The sequence below is a fragment of the Agrobacterium sp. 22-209-1 genome (assembly GCF_053522485.1).
On sequence record NZ_JBNWCH010000001.1, the window covers coordinates 231,758 to 254,616 of the forward strand.

The following is a 22,859-nucleotide window of genomic DNA, read 5'->3' on the forward strand; positions in this document are numbered from 1 at the left end:
CTTGAGGGTGAGATGTCCGGCAGGACAGAGGGGGGTGGCCGCATACACTACCGCGCCTTCGGCGTCGCCAACACATTCCGGATCGCAAAGCTCGAATGAATGCGCGAAACCCCTGGCAGTTTCGACAGGATTTCCTTGTGAATCCGCTCGAAATCCCCCGCACTTTCCGCCTCGCAGCGCAGGAAATAATCCGATCCTCCTGTCATCAGATAACATTCGCGGATTTCCGGATATCGCCGCACCGCATTTTCGAAACGGTTGAGAAAATCCTCCGTCTGGCGGTCGAGCGTAATCTGCACGATGACCGAAATCACCTCGCCGCCAGCAAGGCCGCTGGTCAGCGCCGTATAACCGCGGATGATCCCTTCCCGCTCGAGAATATCGACGCGGCGAAGGCAGGCGGACGCAGATAGCCCGACTTCTGCTGCCAGTTTCGCATTGCTGATGCGGGCATTGAGCCGAAGCAGACGGATGATATGGCGGTCAGTCGCATCGAGTGACGACATAGGAAATTCCAATAATGAGAGTAAAATTGCTCTATTATGTAATTTGTCGCATATTATTCGAACAATCGCCAAGAAATTCGACAATCGTTGCAATACCCTCATGGGATAAAAATGAGGGTGAACGACCATGGACATGCAGATCAGCCGCCAGCAGGCAGCCGGTGGTGCAAGCGGCCAGCTGACCATCGATCTCGGCGCATTGCGGGACAACTACCTTAGCCTTGCCGCCCTGGCCCCCGCATCGCAAACGGCGGCGGTCGTGAAGGCCGATGCATATGGCCTCGGCGCGGATATCGTCTCGCAGACCCTGTTCGAGGCGGGTTGCCGGAATTTTTTCGTCGCCCACATCGACGAGGCGCTAGCACTCAGGATCCGGCTTTCGGCAGAAGCGCAGATTTTTGTCCTCAATGGTCTACAGCCCGGCAACGAGACCTCCTGCGCCGCCATGGCCATCACACCGGTTCTGAACTCGCTGGAACAGATCGCCCAATGGTCAGGCCATGCCAGAAAGCTCGGCAAGACACTCACCGCCGCCGTCCAGATCGATACCGGCATGTGCCGCCTTGGGCTCTCCCCCGGGGAGCTTGAAATCCTCTCCGCCGAGCCGCAGTTGCTCGATGGAATTGAGATCGCTTTCGTCATGAGCCACCTCGCCTGCGCCGACGAGCCCGATCATGCCTCGAATGCCGCACAGCTTGCCGTGATGCGCAAGGCCGCCACAGCTTTTCCCGAGACGCCAGTTTGTTTTTCCAATTCGGGCGGTATCTTTCTTGGCATCGACTATCATAATGCCCTGTTGCGACCCGGCATCGCGCTCTATGGCGGTGCGCCTTCCGCTGCCGGCCCCAACCCGATGAAGCCGGTCGTCCGTCTCGATCTCGCCGTCATCCAGACCCGCACCGTTCCCGCCGGCTCGCTCGTCGGTTACGGCGGCTCTTTCACGGCGAGCGGTCCGACGCGGCTGGCAACCATCGCCGCCGGTTATGCCGATGGCCTGCCGCGCTCGCTCAGCAATCGCGGCGCGGCGTGGTATAATGGCGTGCGTCTGCCGATTGTCGGGCGCGTTTCGATGGATAGCATCATTCTCGACATATCCGCCCTGCCCGAAGGGGCATTGACCCAGGGCAGCCTTGTGCAGATGATCGGGCCGGACCAGACACTGGAAGACATTGCCGAGGATGCGGGCACGATTGCCTATGAAATCCTGACCGGCCTCGGCCGCCGTTACCGCCGCAGCTACATTCAGCCGGGCATAACCCCGACAACCGCTTCAATATCAGCCAATCACAAGTGAGACGATCATGAACGTCACTATCCTCGGAGCCGGCGTCGTCGGCGTGACATCTGCCTGGTATCTGGCCAAAGCCGGACACAAGGTGACGGTGATTGACCGCCAGCCGGCCGCAGCGCTCGAAACCAGCTTTGCCAATGCCGGCGAGGTTTCCCCCGGTTATTCATCGCCCTGGGCTGCCCCCGGCATTCCGATGAAGGCGATGAAATGGCTGTTCATGAAACATGCACCGCTGATCATTCGCCCAACCGCCGACCCGGCCGCCTGGCGCTGGATGAGCCAGATGCTGCGCAACTGCACCTCGGCGCGTTACGCCATCAACAAAAGCCGCATGGTGCGCGTTGCCGAATATAGCCGTGATTGCCTGATGGCGCTTCGCGAAGAGACCGGCATCGAATATGATCAGCGCATGCAGGGCACGCTGGAGGTGTTCCGCACCCAGAAACAGTTCGACGCCATCGGCAAGGATGTGGACGTGCTGACGGCGGGCGGCGTGCCTTTCGAGATTCTCGACCGCGACGGCTGCGCCGCCATCGAACCCGGCCTTTCTCCTTCGAAGGAAAAGATCGTTGGCGGCCTGCGTTTGCCGGGCGACGAGACCGGCGATTGCTTCATGTTCACGACTGAACTTGCCCGCATGGCAGAAGAAGCCGGCGTTACCTTCCTTTACGATACCGGCATCATGCGCCCCATCGTTGAAGCAGGACGCATCAAGGCCGTGGAAACCACCCGGGGGCTGGCGGAGGCCGATATTTTCGTCGCCGCACTCGGCAGCTATTCGCCGCAATTCCTGCGCCAGCTTGGCCTTACTCTGCCGGTTTACCCGGTCAAGGGTTACTCCATCACGGTTCCGATCGTGAAAGAGGAGCGCGCGCCCGTTTCCACGGTCATGGACGAGGCGTTCAAGGTGGCGATCACCCGTCTCGGCTCACGCATCCGGGCCGGCGGCATGGCTGAGATTGCCGGTTTCAGCAAGGATTTGCCGGCCGCACGCCAGGAAACGCTCGCCCATTCGGTGGAAGACCTGTTCGGCGGCGCGGGCGATCAGAACCAGGCGAAATTCTGGTGCGGCCTGCGCCCGATGACGCCCGATGGCACGCCTGTCATCGGCGCCACCCGCTACAGCAATCTCTATCTCAACACCGGCCACGGCACGCTCGGCTGGACCATGTCCTGCGGCTCGGCCCGGGTGCTTGCCGACCTGATCAGCGGAAACAAGCCGGAGATCGATACACACGACCTGGCCATCAGCCGCTACGCCGCCTGAGGCGGGACAGAAACGCCCCGTCCCGCCAGCAAGACGGGACAGGCGGCGATCAAAGCGCCAGCGCGTCCCTGAGCGCCAAACCTTCCTTCATGCGAAGGTCGAGATCGGCTTCGATGTGGTCGAGGTGCCGGAGCATCAGCGCACGGGCTTTTGCCGCATCCTTCGCCTCCAGCGCGTCCAGAAGGTCGGCATGGTCATTATGGCCGCAGCTAGAGACACCCGAGCGACCGTAAAGCGCGATGACCAGCGATGACCGCGCCACCAGCTCATCCATGAATTTCTCGAGGATGGCATTGCCGGCAAGCGAAGCGAGCATCAGGTGAAAATCGCCCGACGCCTTGATCTCCGCGCGTCTGGCGGTGGGACCGCGCTCAAGCTGATGGCGGCTTTCCTCGACCAGATGTTCCCTCAGCTTCTTTGCCGCCGCGGGCGTGATTTTTTCGATCGCCGCATCCACCACGCCGGGTTCGATCAACCGTCGCGAGGCGAAAACCTGCCGCGCCTCATCCGGCGTCGGGTTGGAAACGAAGGCGCCGCGATTGCGCTCGGCCTTGACCAGACCCTCATAGGCCAGCATCTGAAGGGCCGCCCGCACCACCGTGCGGCTGACCTCGAACAGGGTTCCCACTTCCGCTTCCGACAGTTTCGTCCCCGGCGCAAGCCGCCGGTCGACAATGGCGTCACGCAGCGTATCGCGAATGGCCTGGGCACGGTCTTCATGCGAGGAATCGGGATTGACGGTTATGTGGGAAAGGCTCATCGGTGCGTCCTGTTTGCTCTTGAGTTCTAGCGCGAAGTACGGTCCGCGCAAACAGGAATTGCAGGCCGCCGCCCGTCCGCCACAATTCATTCAGCGCCCGTTCAGCAGCCGGGCTGTATTTCCTTAACCATCGAATTTGCAGCTGGCAGCGCCCTGCCACTTGGATGGAAGAAAACACCATGTCGTCCTTCGCAGCTAAAACAGTTCTGACAATCGCTGTCGCCGCCGCTACCATTGCTCCCTTGAGCAGCGCATACGCCGGCGACTGGGATCGCCACGACCGTCGCGACGCCGCCATTCTGGGTGGCGTACTCGGTCTCGCCGCCGGTGTCGCCGTTGGCTCGGCAATGGCGCGCCCGGCGCCGGTGGATGATGAGCGCGTCTATATCGACCCGCCCCGTCGTTATGAGCCGAGCTACGTGTATGAAGAGCCGGATTATCGCTATTATCAGCCGGCACCACAGCCGGTTTATCGCCCCGCTCCGGTCTATCGTCCGGCACCGGTTTACCGCGCCCAGCCGGTCTATGACACCAATCCCGGTTATTACCAGCCGCGCCGGACCTACCGTACCATCGAGCCTTGGACAAATGCCTGGTACGATTATTGCTCGCAGCGCTATCGCAGCTTCAACAGCCGGTCCGGCACCTATGTCGGTAACGATGGTCAGCGCCATTTCTGCGTAGCGGGTTGATCGGGAAGACCGCCAACATAAATACTCCCGTTATTGTCAGGCCGCGGACAGAAACGTCCGCGGCTTTTCCATGAGCGCCCCGCGCTCCCTCACGCCGTACCGCTCTTCACATAATCCGCCCGATTAATGCCGTGGCGCTGCAGCTTGTCGTAAAAGGTCTTGCGGGCGATGCCGAGCGTTGCGATGGTTTCCGCCACGTCTCCGTTCGACTGCTCCAGCGTTTCACGGATGATATTGGCCTCGATCTCGTCCATGCGCTCCGGCAGGGTGCCGGAAGCGGGAATAGCGGATTGCGAAGCGGAGGTAGCCGCCGGTTCCGCCTCCAGGCCCAGCACCACCCTTTCGGCGAAATGCCCGAGTTCCCGAACATTGCCCGGCCAATCATGCTCCTGAAGCCGGCGGGACGTGCCGGCGCTGATTTGTGGCACCGGCATGTTGAAGCGGTTGGCAGCCTTGGTGACGAAATGGGAAAACAGGAGTGGAATATCCGCCTTGCGTTCGCGCAGCGGCGGAATGGACAAGGTCACCACGTTCAGCCGGTAATAGAGATCCTCGCGGAAGCTGCCGCGTTCGGCCGGATCGCCGAGATCCACCTTTGCCGCCGCCACCACGCGAATATCGACCGGCCTCTCCTCGTTTGAACCCAACGGCGAAACTTCACGCATTTCCAGAACACGCAGCATCTTCACCTGAACGGCAAGCGGCATGCTTTCGATCTCGTCGAGAAACAGCGTACCGCCGCTCGAATGTTCGATGCGGCCGACACGCTTTTTCTGCGCACCGGTAAAAGCACCCGGCTCATGACCAAAAAGCTCGCTTTCGATCACCGTCTCTGGCAGCGCACCGCAATTCAGCGCCACGAAATTGCCCTTCGCGCGCTTCTTGCTCCAGCGGTGCAGCGCTGTCGCCACCACTTCCTTGCCGCTGCCCGTTTCCCCCGCCACCAGCACGTCCACATCCGTATCGGCGATGTGCCGAAGCGTGGTGCGCAGGCGCTCCATGGCGGGCGTCTGCCCGATCAATGGCAGATCGTCCTCCGCCTGTCCCACCGCCCGGCGAAGCGCCCGATTTTCCAGCACGAGGCGGCGTTTTTCCAGCGCCCGGCGCGCGCTTTCCACCATGCGTTCAGCGGGAAAGGGTTTGGCGATGAAATCATAGGCGCCATTGTGAAGTGCATCGACGGCCATCGGCACATCGCCATGGCCGGTGATGAGGATGACCGGCAGGTCGGCATCGATCTTGCGGACATGGTCGAAAAATTCGAGACCCGTCATGCCGGGCATGCGCACATCGGTGATGATGATGCCGTCAAAATCTTCGCTCAGGGCCGCAAGCGCCTGCTCGGCGCGGGAAAAGGAAGTAACCGGCAATCCATCGAGTTCCAGCGTCTGCACCATCGCTTTGCGCAGTTGGGAATCGTCGTCCACCAGGAATATGGTTCCATCCACCGTCATGTCATGCTCGCTTCAGAAATACGGAAAAACATGTGCCCGCCTCGCTGCTTGCCACCTCGATACGCCCGCCATAATCCGAAGCAATATCGTTGGAGATGACGAGACCGAGGCCGAGACCGCTTTCCTTTGATGTGTTGAAGGGCGAGAAAAGCTGGGCGCGGATAGCCTCCGGAATGCCGGTGCCATTATCGCTGACCGAAATCACGATCATGTCGCTCTCCTCCCGCACCCGCACCTCGACACGCGCGGTGTCAATCGTTTCCGTGGCTTCCAGCGCGTTTTGCAGGAGGTTGATGAGGATCTGTTCGAGCCGGATACGGCTGCCGAGTACCTTCAGATCCTGATCCGGCAGGGCGATTTCCAGCGCATCCATCTGCCCGGAAAAACGGCTACGCAACAGCACGACCGCACCTTCGATGACCAGCCTGACACTCACGGGTTCGGCGGCGGTGCGGCCCTTGCGCGCCAGTATCTTCAGGTCGGTGGTGATGGTGCCGATACGCTCGGTGAGAGCGGCGATATCTTCCAGATTTTCGGTGACTTCCGACAGCCGATCGCGTTTCAGCAAGGTGCGGGCATTATCGGCAAAGGCACGGATGGTCGCCACCGGCTGGTTGATTTCATGCGCTACGCCCGCCGCCACCTGGCCCAGAATGGAAAGACGGTTGGCCTGCACCAGCTCGTGCTGCACATTGCGTAACTCGCCGGTGGTCTTTTCATGCAGGGTAATTTCGGCCTGTAGATGATCGCGTGTTTTCGTCAGGTCGCGGGTGCGCTCCTGCACCTTCATTTCCAGCTCCGCGCGGGCGCGTTGCTCCTCTTCTTTTTCCTTGAGCGCCTTGTGCCTGCGCCACAGCCAAAGGGCCGAAAGCGCCATCAGCGGCATCAGCGTCGCCAGCGCCACCACCCTGCCCTCACGAATTATAGCGTTCAGCGTCGGCGCCACAGGCTGGAGATAATGCAGCGTCCATGATGTCGTCGGCACCGGCACTTCCAGCCGCAGATAATCGCCACGCACACTCCCCGGTTCATCGACATGAATGAGCGGAACGCCCTCGCTCGCTCGCCGCGCTGCGCGAAACGGCAGCGTTGAAAGCGCCTCATTGCCGAATTGCAGGCTCTCGGAAATGATTTTCCGCTGCGCCTCGTCAATAGGTGCGACGGTCTTGAAGCGCCATTCCGGCACGCTGGTCATCAACACGACGCCGTTTCTGTCGACCACGTAGACCGGTTTGCCTCCGATGTTCCAGTCGGTCTCAAGCCGATTGAACTCAACCTTGGCAATGACGACGCCAAGCGGCCGCCCGTCGGCGGCATCGATGCGGCGGGAGATATAAAGACCCGGTCGGCGGCTGACATTGCCAAGCGCATAATGTTCGGACATGCCGGTCTTCATCGCCGCCTGGAAATATTCGCGGAAAGCATAATTGGAGCCGACAAAGCTGTCGTCCTGCCGCCAGTTACTCGACGCGATGGTCAGTCCGGTCGGCCCGGTGACATAGATCACCGAGGACTGCGTGCCTTCGATCAGGCCTTCCAGCTTGCGGTTCAACCGGTCGAGAGCGGGAGCACCACCGCCATCCAGCGCGGCGGCAAGATCGGGATCTCCGGAGAGGACAAGGGGAATGGCGCGCGGCCGCTCCAGCGCGACATTCAGGAGCGCGATCTTCAGTTCGGCATCCGTGGCGGCCTCGGAACCGGCCATGCGCAGCGCCTGATTGCGGGCGAACTCATCGGCCACCAGCAGAACGCCAAGACTGACGAGCAACCACAGGCCCGCCAGCGCCAGCCATTGCGCCCGCCGCTTCGCCTGGGAATGAGGTGCGTGGTCCTGATAGGTCATGGGATGATTGTGCGGATTTACGCACAGACATCAAGATATTTTGTCCGGAATTCCGCACAAATGGCCGTGAGCCAGCGAGGCTTCAATAAAAACTACTTTTTAAATCAGTCAATTACAGCAAATAATCAAGTCTGGCATGCGTATTGCACATGACTCCGCAATCGGCGCGAAGCCGTCAACGACACGGCGATCCCGGGAGGCCAATAAAGGCAGGGTGAGGCCGAGGAGGAAAAAACATGATCGATACGACAGCCGTGGCCGCAGGCCACGCCAAGCAGCCATTCTACAAGCACCTGTATTTCCAAGTTCTGGTGGCCATCATCGCCGGTATCGCACTCGGCCATTTTTACCCGACTTTCGGCGAACAGCTGAAGCCGCTCGGCGACGGCTTCATCCGCCTCGTCAAGATGATCATCGCCCCCGTCATTTTCCTCACCGTCGCAACCGGCATCGCCGGCATGAACGACATGAAGAAGGTTGGACGTGTGGCCGGCAAGGCCATGATCTACTTCCTGGTGTTCTCCACGCTCGCGCTTATCGTTGGCCTCATCGTCGCCAATACCGTGCAGCCGGGCGCCGGCATGAACATCGATCCTTCGACGCTGGATGCCAAGGCCGTCGCGACCTACGCTGACAAGGCCCATGAGCAGACCATCACCGGCTTCCTGATGAACATCATTCCGACGACCATCGTCGGCGCATTCGCCAGCGGCGATATCCTGCAGGTGCTGTTCTTCTCGGTTCTGTTCGGCATCGCACTCGGCATCGTTGGTGAAAAGGGCAAGCCCGTCACCGATTTCATGCATGCCATGATGTACCCGATTTTCAAGCTGGTCGCGATCCTGATGAAGGCCGCCCCCATCGGCGCTTTCGGCGCGATGGCGTTTACCATCGGCAAATACGGCATCTCGTCGGTTACCAACCTCGCCATGCTGATCGGCACCTTCTACATCACGTCCGCACTGTTTGTGTTCGTAGTCCTCGGCGCTGTCTGCCGCTATAACGGCTTCTCGATCGTCGCGCTTATCCGCTACATCAAGGAAGAACTGCTGCTGGTTCTCGGCACCTCGTCTTCGGAAGCCGCCCTGCCGGGCCTGATGAGCAAGATGGAAAAGGCAGGCTGCAAGCGCTCCGTCGTCGGCCTCGTCATCCCCACCGGTTATTCTTTCAACCTTGACGGCACCAACATCTACATGACGCTGGCCGCCCTCTTCATCGCACAGGCGACCGGCATCCACCTCTCCTTCGGCGAACAGATCCTGCTGCTGCTCGTGGCCATGCTCTCCTCCAAGGGCGCTGCGGGCATCACCGGCGCGGGCTTCATTACGCTTGCGGCAACCCTCTCCGTCGTACCTTCGGTTCCCGTCGCCGGCATGGCGCTGATCCTCGGCATCGACCGCTTCATGTCGGAATGCCGTGCGCTCACCAACTTCGTCGGCAATGCAGTCGCCACAATCGTCGTTGCCCGCTGGGAAGGAGAACTGGATCAGGACCAGCTTGCCCGCGTGCTGAGCGGCAAGGAAGAGTTCACCGGCATCGCCGATGTGGATCAGCTTCCGGCATCGGTCCAGCCGGCCGAATAACACGACCTCCCAAGGTCCTGCCTGTCCCGGTTTTCCCGGGCAGGCAAATACAGCGAGCCCGGAGCATCTTGCGATGCTCCGGGCTTTTGCGTTGCGGGACTCCAAACTGTGCAGTGTCAGCCTTTCGCGGCCGACGCCTTATCGAGACCGCGCCTTACGCCGGCGAACAGATCGTCCAGCTGCTCGGCCGTGATGATCAGCGGCGGGCAGAAGCAGATGGCTTCACCGATCGGCCGGGTGATGACACCTTCGCTTTCGATAGCCGCGGCCAGCGCCAGCGTCGTATCGCCCGGTTTCATGCCCTCCCACGGCTTCACCTCCAGCGCGCCGATCAGGCCGATACCGCGCGAGGAATGAATGAGCGGGTGATCGGCCAGCGCCTTCAGATGACTGAGGAACTTGCCCTCCAGCCGGGCGACATTCCCGACCAGATCGCGCTCCTGAATGATCTTCAGGTTTTCCAGTCCCACAGCCGTCGCGACGGGATGGCCGGAGGCGGTGTAACCATGGCCGAAAGAGCCGATACGGTCGGATTCGTCGGCAATCGGCTGGTAGAAATTGTCGTTCATGATGATCGCCGAAAGCGGCATGTAGGACGATGAAATCTGCTTGGAGACGACAAGCACATCCGGCTCGATGCCATAGGTCTCGCAGGCGAACATCTTGCCGGTTCGACCGAAACCGCAGATCACCTCATCCACCACAAGCAGAATATCGTATTTTTTCAGGATCGCCTGCACGCCCGCCCAATAACCTTCCGGCGGCAAAAGAACGCCGCCCGCGCCCATGACCGGCTCGCCCCAGAAAGCGGCAATCGTTTCGGGGCCTTCGCGGAGGATCAGATCCTCAAGCTCTTTCAGGATGCGCGCGGTGAAATCCCCCTCGCTTTCCCCTTCCTTTCCAAAATGCACATAGGAGGGGCAGGCCGTATGCAGCATCCGGTCCAGCGGCAGGTCAAAACTTTCATGGTTACGCGGCAGGCCGGTAATCGAGGCCGAGGCGATGGTTACGCCATGATACCCCTTGATGCGGCCGATGATCTTCTTCTTGTCTCGCCTGCCCAGCGCATTCGAGCGATACCAGACCATCTTGGCGACGAGATCGTTTGCCTCGGAGCCGGAGGAGGTGAAATGCACCTTGGACATCGGCACCGGTGAAAGCTCGATCAGCAACTCGGCGAGATCGACCGACGGGCCGTGAGTCTTATAGGAAAAGGTGTGGTAATAGGGCAGCTTCTGCATCTGCTTCGTTGCCGCTTCCACCAGCCGCTGCTCACCGAAGCCGAGCGCCACCGACCACAGCCCCGCCATCGCCTCGATATAGCGCTTGCCGCTGCTGTCGGTGACATAGATGCCCTCACCGCTCTCGATCACCAGACCGCCGGTCTTTTCGAATTTGCGCAGATTGACGTTCGGATGCATCTGATAGGCGATATCGCGTGCCTCGACGGAATTCGGCAGAATGGTCATCGATAAAGGCTCCATTTTTGGTTGATGCTCGGCGTCAGACGTGCTGGCCGCCATTGATGTGAATTTCCGCGCCGTTGATGTAGCTCGACTGTTCCGAGCAGAGGAAATAGATGGTCTGCGCCACCTCGGCCGTAGTGCCGAGCCGTCCAAGTGGCACCTGGGCTTCCACCAGTTCGGCCGTTCCGGGCGAAAGGATGGCGGTGTTGATCTCGCCCGGCGCAATCGCATTGGCGCGCACGCCGCGCGGGCCGAACTCATGCGCCAGTTCGCGCGTCAGCGCCGCAAGCGCCGCCTTCGACGTGGCATAAGCCACGCCGGCAAAAGGATGCACCCGTGAGCCGACAATCGATGTGACGTTGACGATGGAACCCTTTGCCGCTTCCAATTCCGGCAAAAGCGCGCGGGCGAGCAGCGCCGTCGAAACGAGATTGACGTTCAGCACCCGCGTCCAGATTTCCGCCGTCGTATCCATGACACCGAGGCGGCTACCGCCCTCCCCCTTCGGCGAAATTCCGGCATTGTTGACAAGCGCCGCAAGCTTTCCCTCCGGCAGGCGTGAGCGCACCTCGTTCGCGAGATCGCCAATGCGGGACAGGTCCTCCAGATCGGCCTGAATATGGCTCTCCCGCGCAGACGGCCAACGGCATTCCTCGGAGAAAGGTTGTCGCGATACGGTGAGAATTCTCCAACCTTTTTCCTGAAACAGCTTGACGGTGGCGTGCCCTATTCCGCGGCTGGCGCCGGTCAAAAGCATGAAAGGAACAGCCATATGAGAACTCCTGTGCCACGCGGGCCGTTGAGCCGGCCGCGCATTCAGCCCGGCATGTTAGAGCGCCGCCACCGGCTGACAAGGTCTTTTTTGTCGCGGCGCGGCGTTGGTGGATCGGCGACGGGCTAATCCCATTTGATGCACGGCTTTCACCCGAAGGGAATATTTGAAGCCGACCGTTTACCCATAAAATGAAGCCTCCCGAATGTGTGATCAGTATTGGGAGGGGGCAAGAATGCGCATCGATATCATCGACACGGACGCCGGCTTCGAGGCGATCCGCGAAAACTGGGATGCGGTGTTCATGGCCGATCCCCATGCCCGGCATTTCCTCTCTTGGGGGTGGCTCAGGGATTACATGCCGCGCCGCAGGCGCTGGTTCATTCTTGCGCTGCGCGAACGACAGGAGGGCTCGCCCTATGTGGCGTTTTTCCCGCTGCGCATCGTCACCGAACCGGACAAAAAAACCGGACGCTTCCACGACAGCATAGTCATGGCCGGCAATGCGGCGGCGGATTACACCGGTTTCATCACCCTGCCGAATTATGAAAATCACGCAGTCGCCGGCTTCTGTTCATACATACGGCAACAGAACTGGACCGAACTGAAGCTCGATTATCTTTGCGGCCCGCCGGAACGCCGCGACGCGATGATCCGCGCACTTCAGGGCCCGCTCGTCATGTTTCGCGACAACATGCCGACCAACCCCTACAACATTAACAATTGCATCTGCCCGGTCGTGACCCTGCCGGAGACGTTCGACGGCTATCTCGACAGCCATATGAGCAGCCAGACCCGGCAGAAGCTCAGGCGTTTCCTGAGAAAAGTGGAGGGCGGCGACGAATATCGCATCACCTTTGCAACGCGGGAAACAATCAGGCGGGATATGGACATCCTGTTCGATTTCTGGCGCATCCGCTGGGCGCCGCATAAGGGCAAGGAACGCACAGAGCTTCTGATCGGCGCGACGCGGCAGATGCTGATGGATGTCTATATCCGTGGCGATCTGGAAGTACCGGTATTGTGGTTCGGCGAACAGCCGCTGGGGGCACTCGCCAATATCATCGACCGCCAGAAGAAATCGGTCCTGTTCTACATTACCGGCCGCGACGAAAACTGGAAGACCCCTTCCCCCGGCCTCGTGCTGCATGGCCATTGCATTCGCAGGGCAATCGAGCAGGGTTTTAAAACCTATGATTTCCTGCGCGGTAACGAGCCTTACAAATACTTCTTCGGGCCGGAGGAACAGAAGCTGAGCTGCACGCTGTTCCGCACCCGCTCGGGCGACAATCTCGGCGGCAAGCTTCACCCGCGTAGCATCCGTTTTGTCTACGAACAGGCCCTCAAGCTCTATAAGGCAGGCCAGAAGGCGGCCGCCAATATTGCCTTCGCGCAGGTACTGACTGCGGCGCCGGACCATCTCGGCGCACAATTCGGGCTCGCCAATCTATTGTTCGACCGGGGCGAATTCCGGGAGGCCGAAATCGCCTTTCTCAGCCTTCTGGCCGCCGGGCAGGAACCCGTCGTCCTTTGGCTGCGTATCGGCGAGGCGCGGCTGGCGCAGCAGCACTACCACGAGGCGTCCGAGGCCTTCCGCCAGGTGACCAACCGCGCGCCTTTCCACCGGGAAGCGCTTTACAAATGCGCCGTGGCGCTGATTGCCGCTGAAAGAACGATGGAAGGTGCGGAAATCCTCGACAGGCTGCAGCACTATCACTCGGACGATGCAGCCCATCTGGAATATGCGGAAAAGGCCCGTGCAGCCCTTGCCCGGCTGGAACTGGCAAAGGCGAAGGTTCCGCTGCCGGCCGATGTCGTCACGCTCTCCATCAAGCCGAAAGCGGCAGGCAAGCGCTGGCACCCGCCAAAGGTTTTGCATTAAAGGCAACGCCCTGTAAGTTGCGGCAGAAAAACCGGCCGATCGGCTTGCAAGGATGTTTGATGTTTCTGACCAACAAGGACATGCTCGATCTCATTGAGCTTCGCCATGATCTGCACCGTCATCCGGAAATTTCCGGCGAGGAGAAGCAAACGGCGCGGCGCATCCGCGCTTTCCTCGAGCGGGCGCAGCCCGACCAGCTTTTCACCGCTCTCGGCGGCCATGGCGTAGCTGCGGTCTATGACAGCGGCAAAAGCGGCCCGGCGATTCTGATCCGTTCGGAACTCGATGCTCTGCCCATTCACGAAAAGAGTGACGCCGAATACCGCTCCGGCACCGACGGCAAGGGCCATCTTTGCGGCCATGACGGCCACTCCACCATTCTGACGGCGCTGGCGCTCGGCCTTTCTCGGCAGCGCCCGGAGACCGGCCGCGTCATCCTTCTGTACCAGCCGGCGGAAGAAACCGGCGCGGGCGCCGCCGCCGTCCTCGCCGACCCGCACTTTGGGCAGATAAAGCCGGATTATTCCTTTTCGCTTCACAACCTCCCCGGCCTTCCTTTCGGCCATGTCAGCGTCGTGGAAGGTCCGGTCAACTGCGCGTCACGCGGGGTCAAATTCCGCCTTTCCGGCAAGACCGCGCATGCGTCTTCGCCCGAACATGGCATTTCCCCGATGCAGGCAATATCCTGGCTGATGCCGGCCTTGGCCGAACTGGGCTCCGGTTTCCCGCCCGAACCCGATTTTTCCATGGTGACGATCACCCATGCCGCGATGGGCGAAGCCGCCTTCGGCATTTCCCCAGCCGATGCTGAAATCTGGGCGACACTCCGGACACTGACCGACGACCGGATGGAAAAACTCTGCGAGGCTGCGGAAACGCTGGCAAAAAAGGCGGCGGACGAACAGAAGCTGACGCTCGATATTACCTATGACGATATTTTCCTGCATTGCGAAAACGCGCCTGACGCGGTCGGGCACATCCGGCGCGCGCTGGACGAGGAGAAAATCTCCCACGGTTCGGAGGCGCTGCCCATGCGGGCTTCCGAGGATTTCGGCCGCTTTCGCGCCGTTTCGTCATCGGCGATGTTCTTTCTCGGCGCAGGCCGGGATTATCCCAACCTGCACAATCCGGATTACGACTTTCCGGATGCGCTGATCGGCACCGGCGCGCGCATTTTCATGCGCATCATCCGCAACCTGTCCGACGCAAAATAGCAGCGGCCGAAGACATCCCGCCACGATCAGCCGAACGTCAGCCGCCCTGGGGGCCGTTGCTCGGCCGGGCGGCGCGCACCGCAGCCAGCCCGCGGATACCATCCTTGTTTCCGATAGCCGTCAGGCTTTCGAAAATCTGGGCGGCCTCACCATAACGGCGCATGGCGAGGTAGGAATAACCGCGCAGCACCATCAGGTCAGTGCGTTCATCCGCCAGCCGCGCGCGCTGATCGAGCAGGAGAAGAGTTTCAACATATCGCTTCGACCCGAATGCGGAAACCGCTCGATCGGCAAGGATCGCGACTTGCAGTTCCGTCGCACGCGGGCGATCCATGTGCGACTTCGTTGCCGAGACGGCTGCACGGTCCGTCAAGCCCATGCGCAGATAGGCAAGGCTCTGGCCATAGGCCGCATCGCTTTTGACATTGGACTGACCGCTTTCTATCGCGGATTCGAAAGCTTTGAGAGCCTCCGCCGGCCGGTTCGTCTCCATCAGGCACCAACCGAGATCAAGCGCCTGCTGTGGCGGCAAACGTTGCGGATCGGGATAGGCAACGCAGGAGCGTGGGCGCGATGCGGCGCTTGTTTCCCTTTGCGCCTGCACTGCGCGACGCGCCTGCTTGCGCGAAGGTTCAGGTTGCTGGACGACGGGTGGATTATACACCACCGCCGTTTCCCCCTGCGGGGCATTGGCCTGCAGGGGCGGCGGCGTCACCTGTGCCGCAACCGCCTGCCCGGACTGATCCACCATGCGCTCGGTTCCCACATCGGCGATACGTTGCGAACGGCCTCCCCATTGCTGCTGGATGCCGCGCAGGCCGGCAAGATTGCGAAGATCGTGATAGCTGACGGCCATGCCGTAGGCTGATGGCTCATCATCGGGTTTCCAGCCAAGGGCCGTACTGAACCATTGCAAAGCGAGCGGCGTCTGCCGGAAGGCAAGCGAGTACCAGCCGAATTGCTGCGCCGTCGCTGCATCCTTGCGCGCCACCGTTTCGGCGGCGATACGTTGCAGCACCTCCGGCGGCAGAACGACCGGCGGCTCCAGCGCCAGAAGATTGGCCGTTGCGGCGAGATAAGTCGCAAGCGCATCGTCGGATGCCTTGCGCCATTTATACATGACGTCCTCGGCCTCACGCGGCTCGTTACGGTCGATCAGCGCCAGCGCCAGCCCCTGCGAGGCCGATGCGCTGTCTTCCTCTTCCCGCGCCTTGCGGAACCATTTTTCCGCCTCCGCCATGTTCTTCTGCCGGATATTGTACCAGCCGAGCAGCAGGGCGTCGCTTGCAAGCTTGTCGGTCTCGGCAAGTCGCTGAAGCCGCATCACATAGGTCGAGGGAACGTTGACGCCCTCCTTCTCCCCTGCCTTTGCCACGAACTGACGGGCGAGATCATTCTTGACCGGTTCGAATTCCAGTTGACCGTCCACACCCGGTTTTTCCCTGGCAAGCAGCTCGTCCATCATTTCCGCCGGCAAAAGCGCGGATGCCTTCTGCACGGTGGCGAGCCTGTCGCTGGCGACGGTGCAATTGTTGAGAATGTAGAGATAGGCATCGCGCGCCCGTCCCATCCGGTCGGTATTGGCGAAAGCATCAGCAACCCGCCACAGCGCATCGACCTCGCCGCAGGTCAGCAGGCCGGGGTTGTTGGCAGCTGTATCCACCACTGTTGCATATTGCTTGAGATCGGAAGCATTAACGAGGCGCTGGCGCGCTTCGGCAAGGGAAAGCATGCCCATCAGATTGTCGGGCGCCTGCCAGCCGGGCTCCGCCTGCTGGCGGTCGGCAATCGCTTTCCGCACCTCGGCATAACGGCCGTCGGTATAAAGCTGCCACATCGCGTCGAGCTGAGGATCGCCGTTTTCGGGAATGGCGAGAGGATCGGCAGGCGGCGTCCAGTTGGGATAGAGCGCGCGCAGGCGCGCGATTTCGGCTTGAAGACGCTGCGTATCGCCCCTCGCCGCGAAATAGCGCAATGCGCTCAAATCGACCTCGGGCATATCGGCCGAGGCAGGCTGGGTGGCACGAGGGGCCGGTGCCTGCGTCGTCTTCGTTTGCGGCGCCTGCCCGGCAGACGGCGTGACCGGCAAGGGGTCGGTCGCCGGCACCGTCACCGGCGGTGTCTCGGGCTGCGTTACCTGCGCCATTTCACGGTTCTTGACGAAAGCATTTATCTGCGCCGGATTGGCCGCCGTCGACAAAACACGCTGCGTCGTCCGGTTGTCGCCGACCGCCGAGGTATGCACGTCCGACACCCGCCCGAGGATGCTGTCGCGCCAGTGGAAGGCGGCGAGCGCTATAAGAAGCAGAATGAGAGCCGAGGTCGACAGTGGTTTGTTCATCGGCATTCCCCGTTATTCCTTGCCAGAAACGACAATGCCAGAAGATGCAATGTGGAAGGATAATAAAGTGTTGGCTGGAAATTCTTAAGTTCGGCGGAAACGTCCGGCCCGCCGCCGATACAGGCTGCGAGCGCCGGGATGATGCGATAGCCGGGATCGGACAGGACATCCTTGACCGCGCCGCTCCTCAGATCGAAGGTTCCGGCAGCGCCGCTTTCCAGCGTCATGCCGCTTTTCAGCCGGGCAAGCAGCACCGGCGATCCCATATTCGCCCTTGCCAGATAAAGCGGTATGCGCACCGCATTATAGCCGAATTCCGGCGGGAAGCCCGATGCTGGCTGCGGCTTCGTCTTCACCGATACCCAGTCGGCCGGCAGTTTTCGATCGCTGAAAGCGAATGTCTCGATCTGCGCCGCACCGTCATCGGCAATGGCTTTCCAAAGCGGCGATGGCGCAACAAGATTGAGTACCGGAAAGGCCTCGAAAATCAGATAGGAAGAATTGACCACTGGCCCGTCCTCCCGGTCATCCTCGTTAAAACCGCTGGCCGCCGGCAAAAGCAGGGTTCGCCCGCCGCGTCGCACCACCGTCTTCTTGAGAATGGCGGATGCGATGGCTGCCGATGCTTCGGCATAATCCTGCCGGTTCCATTGCCCTGCCGCCAGCGCCAACGCATAAGCGATCAGAATGTCGCCATCCGTGGCGTTGTTGATATCGGTTATATGCGGCTTGATGCGCGGATCCCATTTCCAGGCGGAAAGCCCGTCGTCACGCACCAAAAGCTCGGTGCGCGTGAAACTCCATATCAGCTCGAAGTCGGACAGGTTGTCGGCAAGCACGGCAAGCCACATGCCGTAGCCCTGGCCTTCGCTATGGCTGATATTGCCGTTGCCCGTATCGATGACGCGGCCGCCGGGATCGAGAAACGCGCCTTTATAGGCGGACCACGCCTCCGGCGAAACCGAAGCGGCGCGGCTGACGGAAATACCTGCAATCATCGTCATCATGGACAGGAAGAAAATACCGGCCAGTTTCGAAATTCCGCTCTTCATCGATGCCGTCCCATCATGCGCAGCATCGCGAACGTGGCGAGGCCAAGGAGAGACACGAAACCGATGAACGCCAGCGAATAGGAAAGAACGTTGGAAGACAACCAGTTGGCGGCGATCAGCCTCCAGTTGGAAAGGGAAAACGCCCGCGTGACGTAAAAATAAGGCCGCTCCACCTCCACTGTCTCCAGATTTTCGGCAGCGGCATCGTAAGCGGCAACACGTCCCCTCACGCCGCTCCAGCGGTTTTCCCGTGTCATCGCCGCCATCCCGTCACGAAGTTCGGCTGAAGTCGGTGCAGTGGCAAGCGTCCACACACCCTCGCCGGAGGGGCTCAGCCCCTGGGCCAGCATGAAGGAGACATTGCTTGGCGGCGCATAGAGCTGCTCGGCTGCCGGCAGGAAGCGCAGCGTATCCGAACTCAGGTCGAAATTCCGCTTCATCCACTCCTCGAGGGAGGACACCTGCCCCTCCCAGACACCGCCATCCACCCGCTCGCGCCAGTCGTTGAAAAGGGTATCGCTGCTTTGGGCGGGCGGCTGGACGCCGGTTCCCATTTTCCAGGAGATCTGGCTGGAGGAAACGAGATTGAACTGGCCGATCAATGCCTGCGGGAACTGCGAAATCGTGCCGACGAACAGCGCGTCGCGATCGCCGATCACCAGTGGCGAGGCGACAGTCTCAATGTCGATGGGATGCCCCGCCACGCTTGCCAGACGGCTGATCAGCGTCGCTGCCGCAGACATGGTATCGGTGTCGAAACGGTCGAGTGACAGGGCAACAGGTGCTCCGCCGGTCCGATAGGGTTGTCCGGCCCCCGCCATCGCGGCGAGATCCGGCTTGCGGCCGATCTGCGCATAGTCCGGAATATGAAGTTCCGACGTGTCGAACAATGCAAAACGCGGCGTCGTGCTGGCGGGCGCGCCGGGGGCGCAGGCCTGATCCTGTGCCGTCATCAACACCGCCTCGATGGTCACCTTGTTCGGCCCGGGCTTGAAATGACGCATCGTCACATTGATCGGCAGATGCCGGAAAATGCCGCCGCCATTGTTGGAAATCGGCACGGTCGAGGCTATCTGGTCATTGACGTAGATATCGACATGGCTGCCCGGCAGTACCTGCGACGAGTAGGCGGCGTCGAGGAGAAGCGACGCCTCACCATAGGCAGATGCGTAAAAATCAGCCGGCATGCCGACATAAAATTCGTTGCGGAAACGCCGCCCGCCAAATTCGGTGCTTTCGAGACCAAGTTCGGAAAGCGCGATACGACGATCAGACATGATGAGCGGCACATCCGGCGCATGCCAGCTGCGGGTCGAAAAAGTCGTTCTCTGCGCACCGGGGGTGCGCGATATCGACGAAAACAACGTTTCAATTGCCGCCTGCACCGCCTGAGAGGTGGGACCGCTCACAAAAAGCGGGGAAAGAGCGCCCGGCGCGGCAGCGCCGAAGCCGGCGAAAGCGCCTGCCGAAGCCTCGGGTGGCAGCGTTCCTGCGATCCCGGCGATCTCACGGGCGGTGCCGACGAAGACCGTCAGCGTGCCCGCCTTGCGTTCAGGGGAAGGAGCAGCCACGAAGCGGATCGTCTGGTTCGGCATCTGGGTTCGGAGCGCCAGCGCCTGTGAAAGGCGCAGGAGAGAATCCGCAAATGCCGGATTTCCGAGTGCCGGTGCGACAATCTCGATCGACGTCATCGCCTTGCCATCCGGCCCGGTCGCCTGAATATCGTCGATATTGGTAAAGCTTCCGGCGACATCCGCATTAAAGCCGATATAGGTATTGCCAGGGTCAATATCGGTCCACAGATCATAGGTGGACTGGATCGTGCAATCGGTTCTATGGCGTTGCTGTACGCCCAGTCTCACGACATTAGAGCCGACCTGCAAGACACCGGGCGGAATCGTCAAGGAGACATTGCCTTCGCTGTCGGGCGCTTCGATACGCGCCGGATCCAGCGCGACATTGTTCAGGCTGACCTGAAAATTCGAGCTTTCCGGCGCGACGACAATGGCGTTCTGATACCCGATATTGAGCGAAACGGCGGCGTTCACCTGTTCCGGCGTCAGGTAGATACTCCATTGCCGCCGATCCATCTCACCGGAAAGGCTGAGCTTTTCATAGGGCAGGATGTAACGTCGGCGGCTGTCGGCGTTGAGCGACGGTGCTGGAGCAGGTCCTGCGCCCTCCTGACGCGGAGGAGCCGCAACAGGCGGCGAAGGAACGGCGGGGCTCTGCTGCGACTGCGGCGCGGGCTGAACGGCAAATGGCGGCGGGGTGGATGGCTGAGACGACGACTGGGCCGGCATCTGGGCAGGCGGCAGCTGATACGGTGCGGCAGGCGGCTCGGGTGTCGGAGCAGTCTGGGTGGGCCGTTCCGGCGACATGTCGAAAGGGGACGACTGCGCCATAGCGCCCGTGGCGACGGCTCCCCATACCAATATTGCCAGAGAATCCCGGATGGGTTTACGGCCGTTCATTTTACCGCTCCGACAGATTTGACGTCTCTGGGCGCAGGCCGAAGCGTCCGGACCAGATAATAAAGGCCGCGCTGCGTCTGGAAGAGCGCGATCGCCAGGAAGATGGCGGTGCCGCGTATAAGGCCGGGGTTCTTGCGGCGCACCCGCTGGAATTCGCTCCACTGTTCCGAATTGGCGAAGATCAGGTCCGCAATCAGGCGGTGATCGACGGCGCGTTGCGGCGAAAACGTACAGCCGATCGAGATGAACCCCTCGCCCTTCACCGTTCGCACCACGTTGACAGGCATGGTTTCCGGCACGCCCTCACTATGCGGCCTGACCTTCACGATGGCTGTGGCGCCTTTTTCGATGGTTGTCGCGCTGTCGAAGAGATTGATCAGCAGGCCATGAACAGACACGTTATCGATGGAAGCCGGCACCCAGGCGTCGCTGCCCTCGAGCTTGACTTCGCAACGCCGTTTGACCGTTATGCGCCGCGACGCCGACTTGTCGCCGCGCTCGGAGACGACACCGAGCGCACAGCCCGCGAAGATGAGATTGAGCAGGTTCCAACCGCCGACCACGAGCGTGACATCCGCCTTGTAAGGCTCGCTGTAGATGCGCCAAACTGCAAAGGCCATTGCCACCACCAGCAGCGCGAAAATGACGAAAAACGGCCGGCTGATTTCCGAAAGCCGCGCCTCGGCGATGGATTCGTCCTTCGCCGTCACCTTGAAGGTGGGCTTGCCGGGATTGAAGATCACCGAAACGACGGCGGGCAGGAGGTGAACCGTCTGTACATATTCGTAAAGTTCCGAAATCCACGGCCAGCGGAAGCTGCCATAGAGATAGTTCTGCATCATCAGGTTCACGAGCATATAGGCCGCCGTATAGGCCAAAAACTCGCCGCCGGAAGCCACGAAAATCTGCAGGTCGAAGAACAGGTAGAACAGCGGTGCGAACAGGAAGATGGTGCGCGGGAACGGAAACAGCCAGAACAGCGTCGACGACATGTAGCAGAGGCGTTGCGTAAACGAGAGACCGCGCCGGAAAAGGGGCTGGCGGAAGATCAGGATTTGCATCATGCCCTGCGCCCAGCGGCTGCGCTGGCCGATAAAGCTTGCGAAGGTCGCCGGCTGCAGCCCGGCGATCAACGGCTTGTCGACATAAATGCTGTTCCAGCCGCGCGAATGCAGCGCCAGGGCCGTTTCGCAATCTTCCGTGATGCTGACACCGCTGAACCCTTCGGTATCCTGCAACGCCTCACGCCGTAGCACCGCGGCCGAGCCGCAGAAGAATGCACCGTTCCACTTGTCGAGGCCGCGCTGGATGATGCCGTAAAACATCTCGTTTTCGCTGGGCATCGTCTCGAAGGTGCGCAAATTGCGCTCGATGGGATCGGGATTGACGAAGAAATGCGGCGTCTGGACGAGAAAGAGCCGCGGGTCCTCTTCGAAATAGCCAACCGTTTCCAATAGGAAGTCGCGGGCGGGCGCGTGGTCGGCGTCGAACACGGTCACGAGCTCGCCGGTCGAATGGGCAAGCCCGTTATTTAGATTTCCGGCCTTGGCGTGGACGTTGCGCTCGCGCGTCAGATAACGCACATCGAGATCCTCGCAGAGCTTCTTCAACTCCTCGTGGCGGCGCTGCGCCGCCTGCGCCTCGACGATATTGCTGGCGTTGCGCTTTTGCACCGAGCCACCATCGTCCAGCAGCCAGACGGTAAACCGGTCGGCCGGATAATCCATGTTCTTGGCCGCTGCGAGCGTATTGGCGAGAAGCTCCGCGTCCTCGTTATAGCTCGGCACGAAGACATCCACCGTCGGCCGGTAATCGGGTGAACCGGGCCTCGCCTTGCGCGACGGCAACGGCATCGATACGATGACGAGGCTGAGCGCCAGCATAATGACGCTATACATTTCCGCCAGATAGAGCAGAAAGCCGGGAATGAAGTTCTCAAGCTGATTGACGGGCGGCAGCGTGCTGGTGGTGCGCCAGTAGACATAGCGCAGCACGATGGCCGTGCCGAAACCGAGCGCGACCAGACGCCAAGCCCCCTGCCCGTTGAAACTTTTGATCGTCGCCAGCAGAATGAGGGAAATCGCCGTGGCGACCAGATGCGTCTGCAGGCTGACCGGCATCGTGACGATGGCCAGAACGCAAACCGAAACAAGTAACCAGACAATGATTGTGATGGCCTTGCTCATCTAGAAACTTTCCGTTGTCTTCCCAACCCGGAATTTCGGCCCGGATTTTTTGCGATCTTCGCCTTGGCGTGCTCTT

16 protein-coding genes are annotated in these 22,859 nt (G+C 60.8%); 6 read left to right on the plus strand and 10 right to left on the minus strand.

Annotation, left to right across the window (positions count from 1 at the left end):
• Positions 1-47: 47 nt before the first annotated feature.
• Positions 48-506 carry an Lrp/AsnC family transcriptional regulator gene (locus tag ACQZ48_RS01050; protein ID WP_003500727.1) on the minus strand — a complete coding sequence of 153 codons (459 nt, stop codon included), beginning with the start codon at positions 504-506 and terminating at the stop codon, positions 48-50.
• Positions 507-633: 127 nt separating this feature from the next.
• Here ACQZ48_RS01050 and alr point away from each other — a divergent pair, with 127 nt between their 5' ends.
• A complete protein-coding gene (gene alr / locus ACQZ48_RS01055; protein ID WP_374638026.1) occupies positions 634-1,800 on the plus strand; it encodes an alanine racemase in 1,167 nt (388 codons plus the stop codon).
• A 7-nt stretch (positions 1,801-1,807) separates the two neighbouring features.
• Positions 1,808-3,064: a D-amino acid dehydrogenase gene (locus ACQZ48_RS01060; protein WP_448728388.1), complete on the plus strand. Its 1,257-nt coding sequence runs from the start codon at positions 1,808-1,810 to the stop codon at positions 3,062-3,064.
• Between the two features lie 49 nt (positions 3,065-3,113).
• On the opposite strand, the gene ACQZ48_RS01065 is transcribed toward ACQZ48_RS01060, so the two are convergent.
• A complete protein-coding gene (locus tag ACQZ48_RS01065) occupies positions 3,114-3,824 on the minus strand; it encodes a GntR family transcriptional regulator (protein WP_448728389.1) in 711 nt (236 codons plus the stop codon).
• A 179-nt stretch (positions 3,825-4,003) separates the two neighbouring features.
• Here ACQZ48_RS01065 and ACQZ48_RS01070 point away from each other — a divergent pair, with 179 nt between their 5' ends.
• Positions 4,004-4,516: a BA14K family protein gene (locus ACQZ48_RS01070; protein ID WP_374638021.1), complete on the plus strand. Its 513-nt coding sequence runs from the start codon at positions 4,004-4,006 to the stop codon at positions 4,514-4,516.
• An 89-nt stretch (positions 4,517-4,605) separates the two neighbouring features.
• Here the strand turns inward: ACQZ48_RS01070 and ACQZ48_RS01075 are convergent, their stop codons facing one another.
• Positions 4,606-5,970, minus strand: coding sequence for a sigma-54-dependent transcriptional regulator (locus ACQZ48_RS01075; RefSeq protein ID WP_271364908.1), 1,365 nt, complete (start codon positions 5,968-5,970; stop codon positions 4,606-4,608).
• A gap of 1 nt (position 5,971) precedes the next feature.
• Positions 5,972-7,813 carry a sensor histidine kinase gene (locus tag ACQZ48_RS01080; protein WP_089153263.1) on the minus strand — a complete coding sequence of 614 codons (1,842 nt, stop codon included), beginning with the start codon at positions 7,811-7,813 and terminating at the stop codon, positions 5,972-5,974.
• A gap of 236 nt (positions 7,814-8,049) precedes the next feature.
• On the opposite strand from ACQZ48_RS01080, the gene ACQZ48_RS01085 reads away from it, so the two are divergent.
• Positions 8,050-9,396, plus strand: coding sequence for a dicarboxylate/amino acid:cation symporter (locus ACQZ48_RS01085; protein ID WP_448728390.1), 1,347 nt, complete (start codon positions 8,050-8,052; stop codon positions 9,394-9,396).
• A gap of 116 nt (positions 9,397-9,512) precedes the next feature.
• Here the strand turns inward: ACQZ48_RS01085 and ACQZ48_RS01090 are convergent, their stop codons facing one another.
• Both ACQZ48_RS01090 and ACQZ48_RS01095 read right to left on the minus strand, forming a co-directional pair.
• Entirely contained in the window at positions 9,513-10,865 is a 1,353-nt protein-coding gene (locus tag ACQZ48_RS01090) for an aspartate aminotransferase family protein (protein WP_142911902.1), read from the minus strand.
• Positions 10,866-10,899: 34 nt separating this feature from the next.
• Positions 10,900-11,634 carry an SDR family NAD(P)-dependent oxidoreductase gene (locus ACQZ48_RS01095; protein WP_165691284.1) on the minus strand — a complete coding sequence of 245 codons (735 nt, stop codon included), beginning with the start codon at positions 11,632-11,634 and terminating at the stop codon, positions 10,900-10,902.
• 235 nt (positions 11,635-11,869) lie between these two features.
• On the opposite strand from ACQZ48_RS01095, the gene ACQZ48_RS01100 reads away from it, so the two are divergent.
• Positions 11,870-13,516 carry a GNAT family N-acetyltransferase gene (locus ACQZ48_RS01100; protein ID WP_448728391.1) on the plus strand — a complete coding sequence of 549 codons (1,647 nt, stop codon included), beginning with the start codon at positions 11,870-11,872 and terminating at the stop codon, positions 13,514-13,516.
• 59 nt (positions 13,517-13,575) lie between these two features.
• A complete protein-coding gene (locus ACQZ48_RS01105) occupies positions 13,576-14,730 on the plus strand; it encodes an amidohydrolase (RefSeq protein ID WP_142911903.1) in 1,155 nt (384 codons plus the stop codon).
• A gap of 37 nt (positions 14,731-14,767) precedes the next feature.
• Here ACQZ48_RS01105 and ACQZ48_RS01110 read toward each other — a convergent pair whose 3' ends face one another.
• Genes ACQZ48_RS01110 through bcsA form a run of 4 tightly spaced genes read right to left on the minus strand, consistent with a single transcriptional unit; the run spans position 14,768 to position 22,783 of the window.
• Entirely contained in the window at positions 14,768-17,077 is a 2,310-nt protein-coding gene (locus ACQZ48_RS01110; RefSeq protein ID WP_448728392.1) for a tetratricopeptide repeat protein, read from the minus strand.
• Positions 17,068-18,123, minus strand: coding sequence for a glycosyl hydrolase family 8 (locus tag ACQZ48_RS01115; RefSeq protein ID WP_448728393.1), 1,056 nt, complete (start codon positions 18,121-18,123; stop codon positions 17,068-17,070). Before ACQZ48_RS01115 ends, ACQZ48_RS01110 begins: the two co-directional genes overlap by 10 nt.
• A complete protein-coding gene (locus ACQZ48_RS01120; RefSeq protein ID WP_448728394.1) occupies positions 18,120-20,597 on the minus strand; it encodes a cellulose biosynthesis cyclic di-GMP-binding regulatory protein BcsB in 2,478 nt (825 codons plus the stop codon). Before ACQZ48_RS01120 ends, ACQZ48_RS01115 begins: the two co-directional genes overlap by 4 nt.
• Complete coding sequence (gene bcsA / locus ACQZ48_RS01125; protein ID WP_142911906.1) at positions 20,594-22,783, minus strand: UDP-forming cellulose synthase catalytic subunit; 2,190 nt, start codon at positions 22,781-22,783, stop codon at positions 20,594-20,596. The genes ACQZ48_RS01120 and bcsA overlap by 4 nt, the downstream gene beginning before the upstream one ends.
• Positions 22,784-22,859 lie beyond the last annotated feature (76 nt).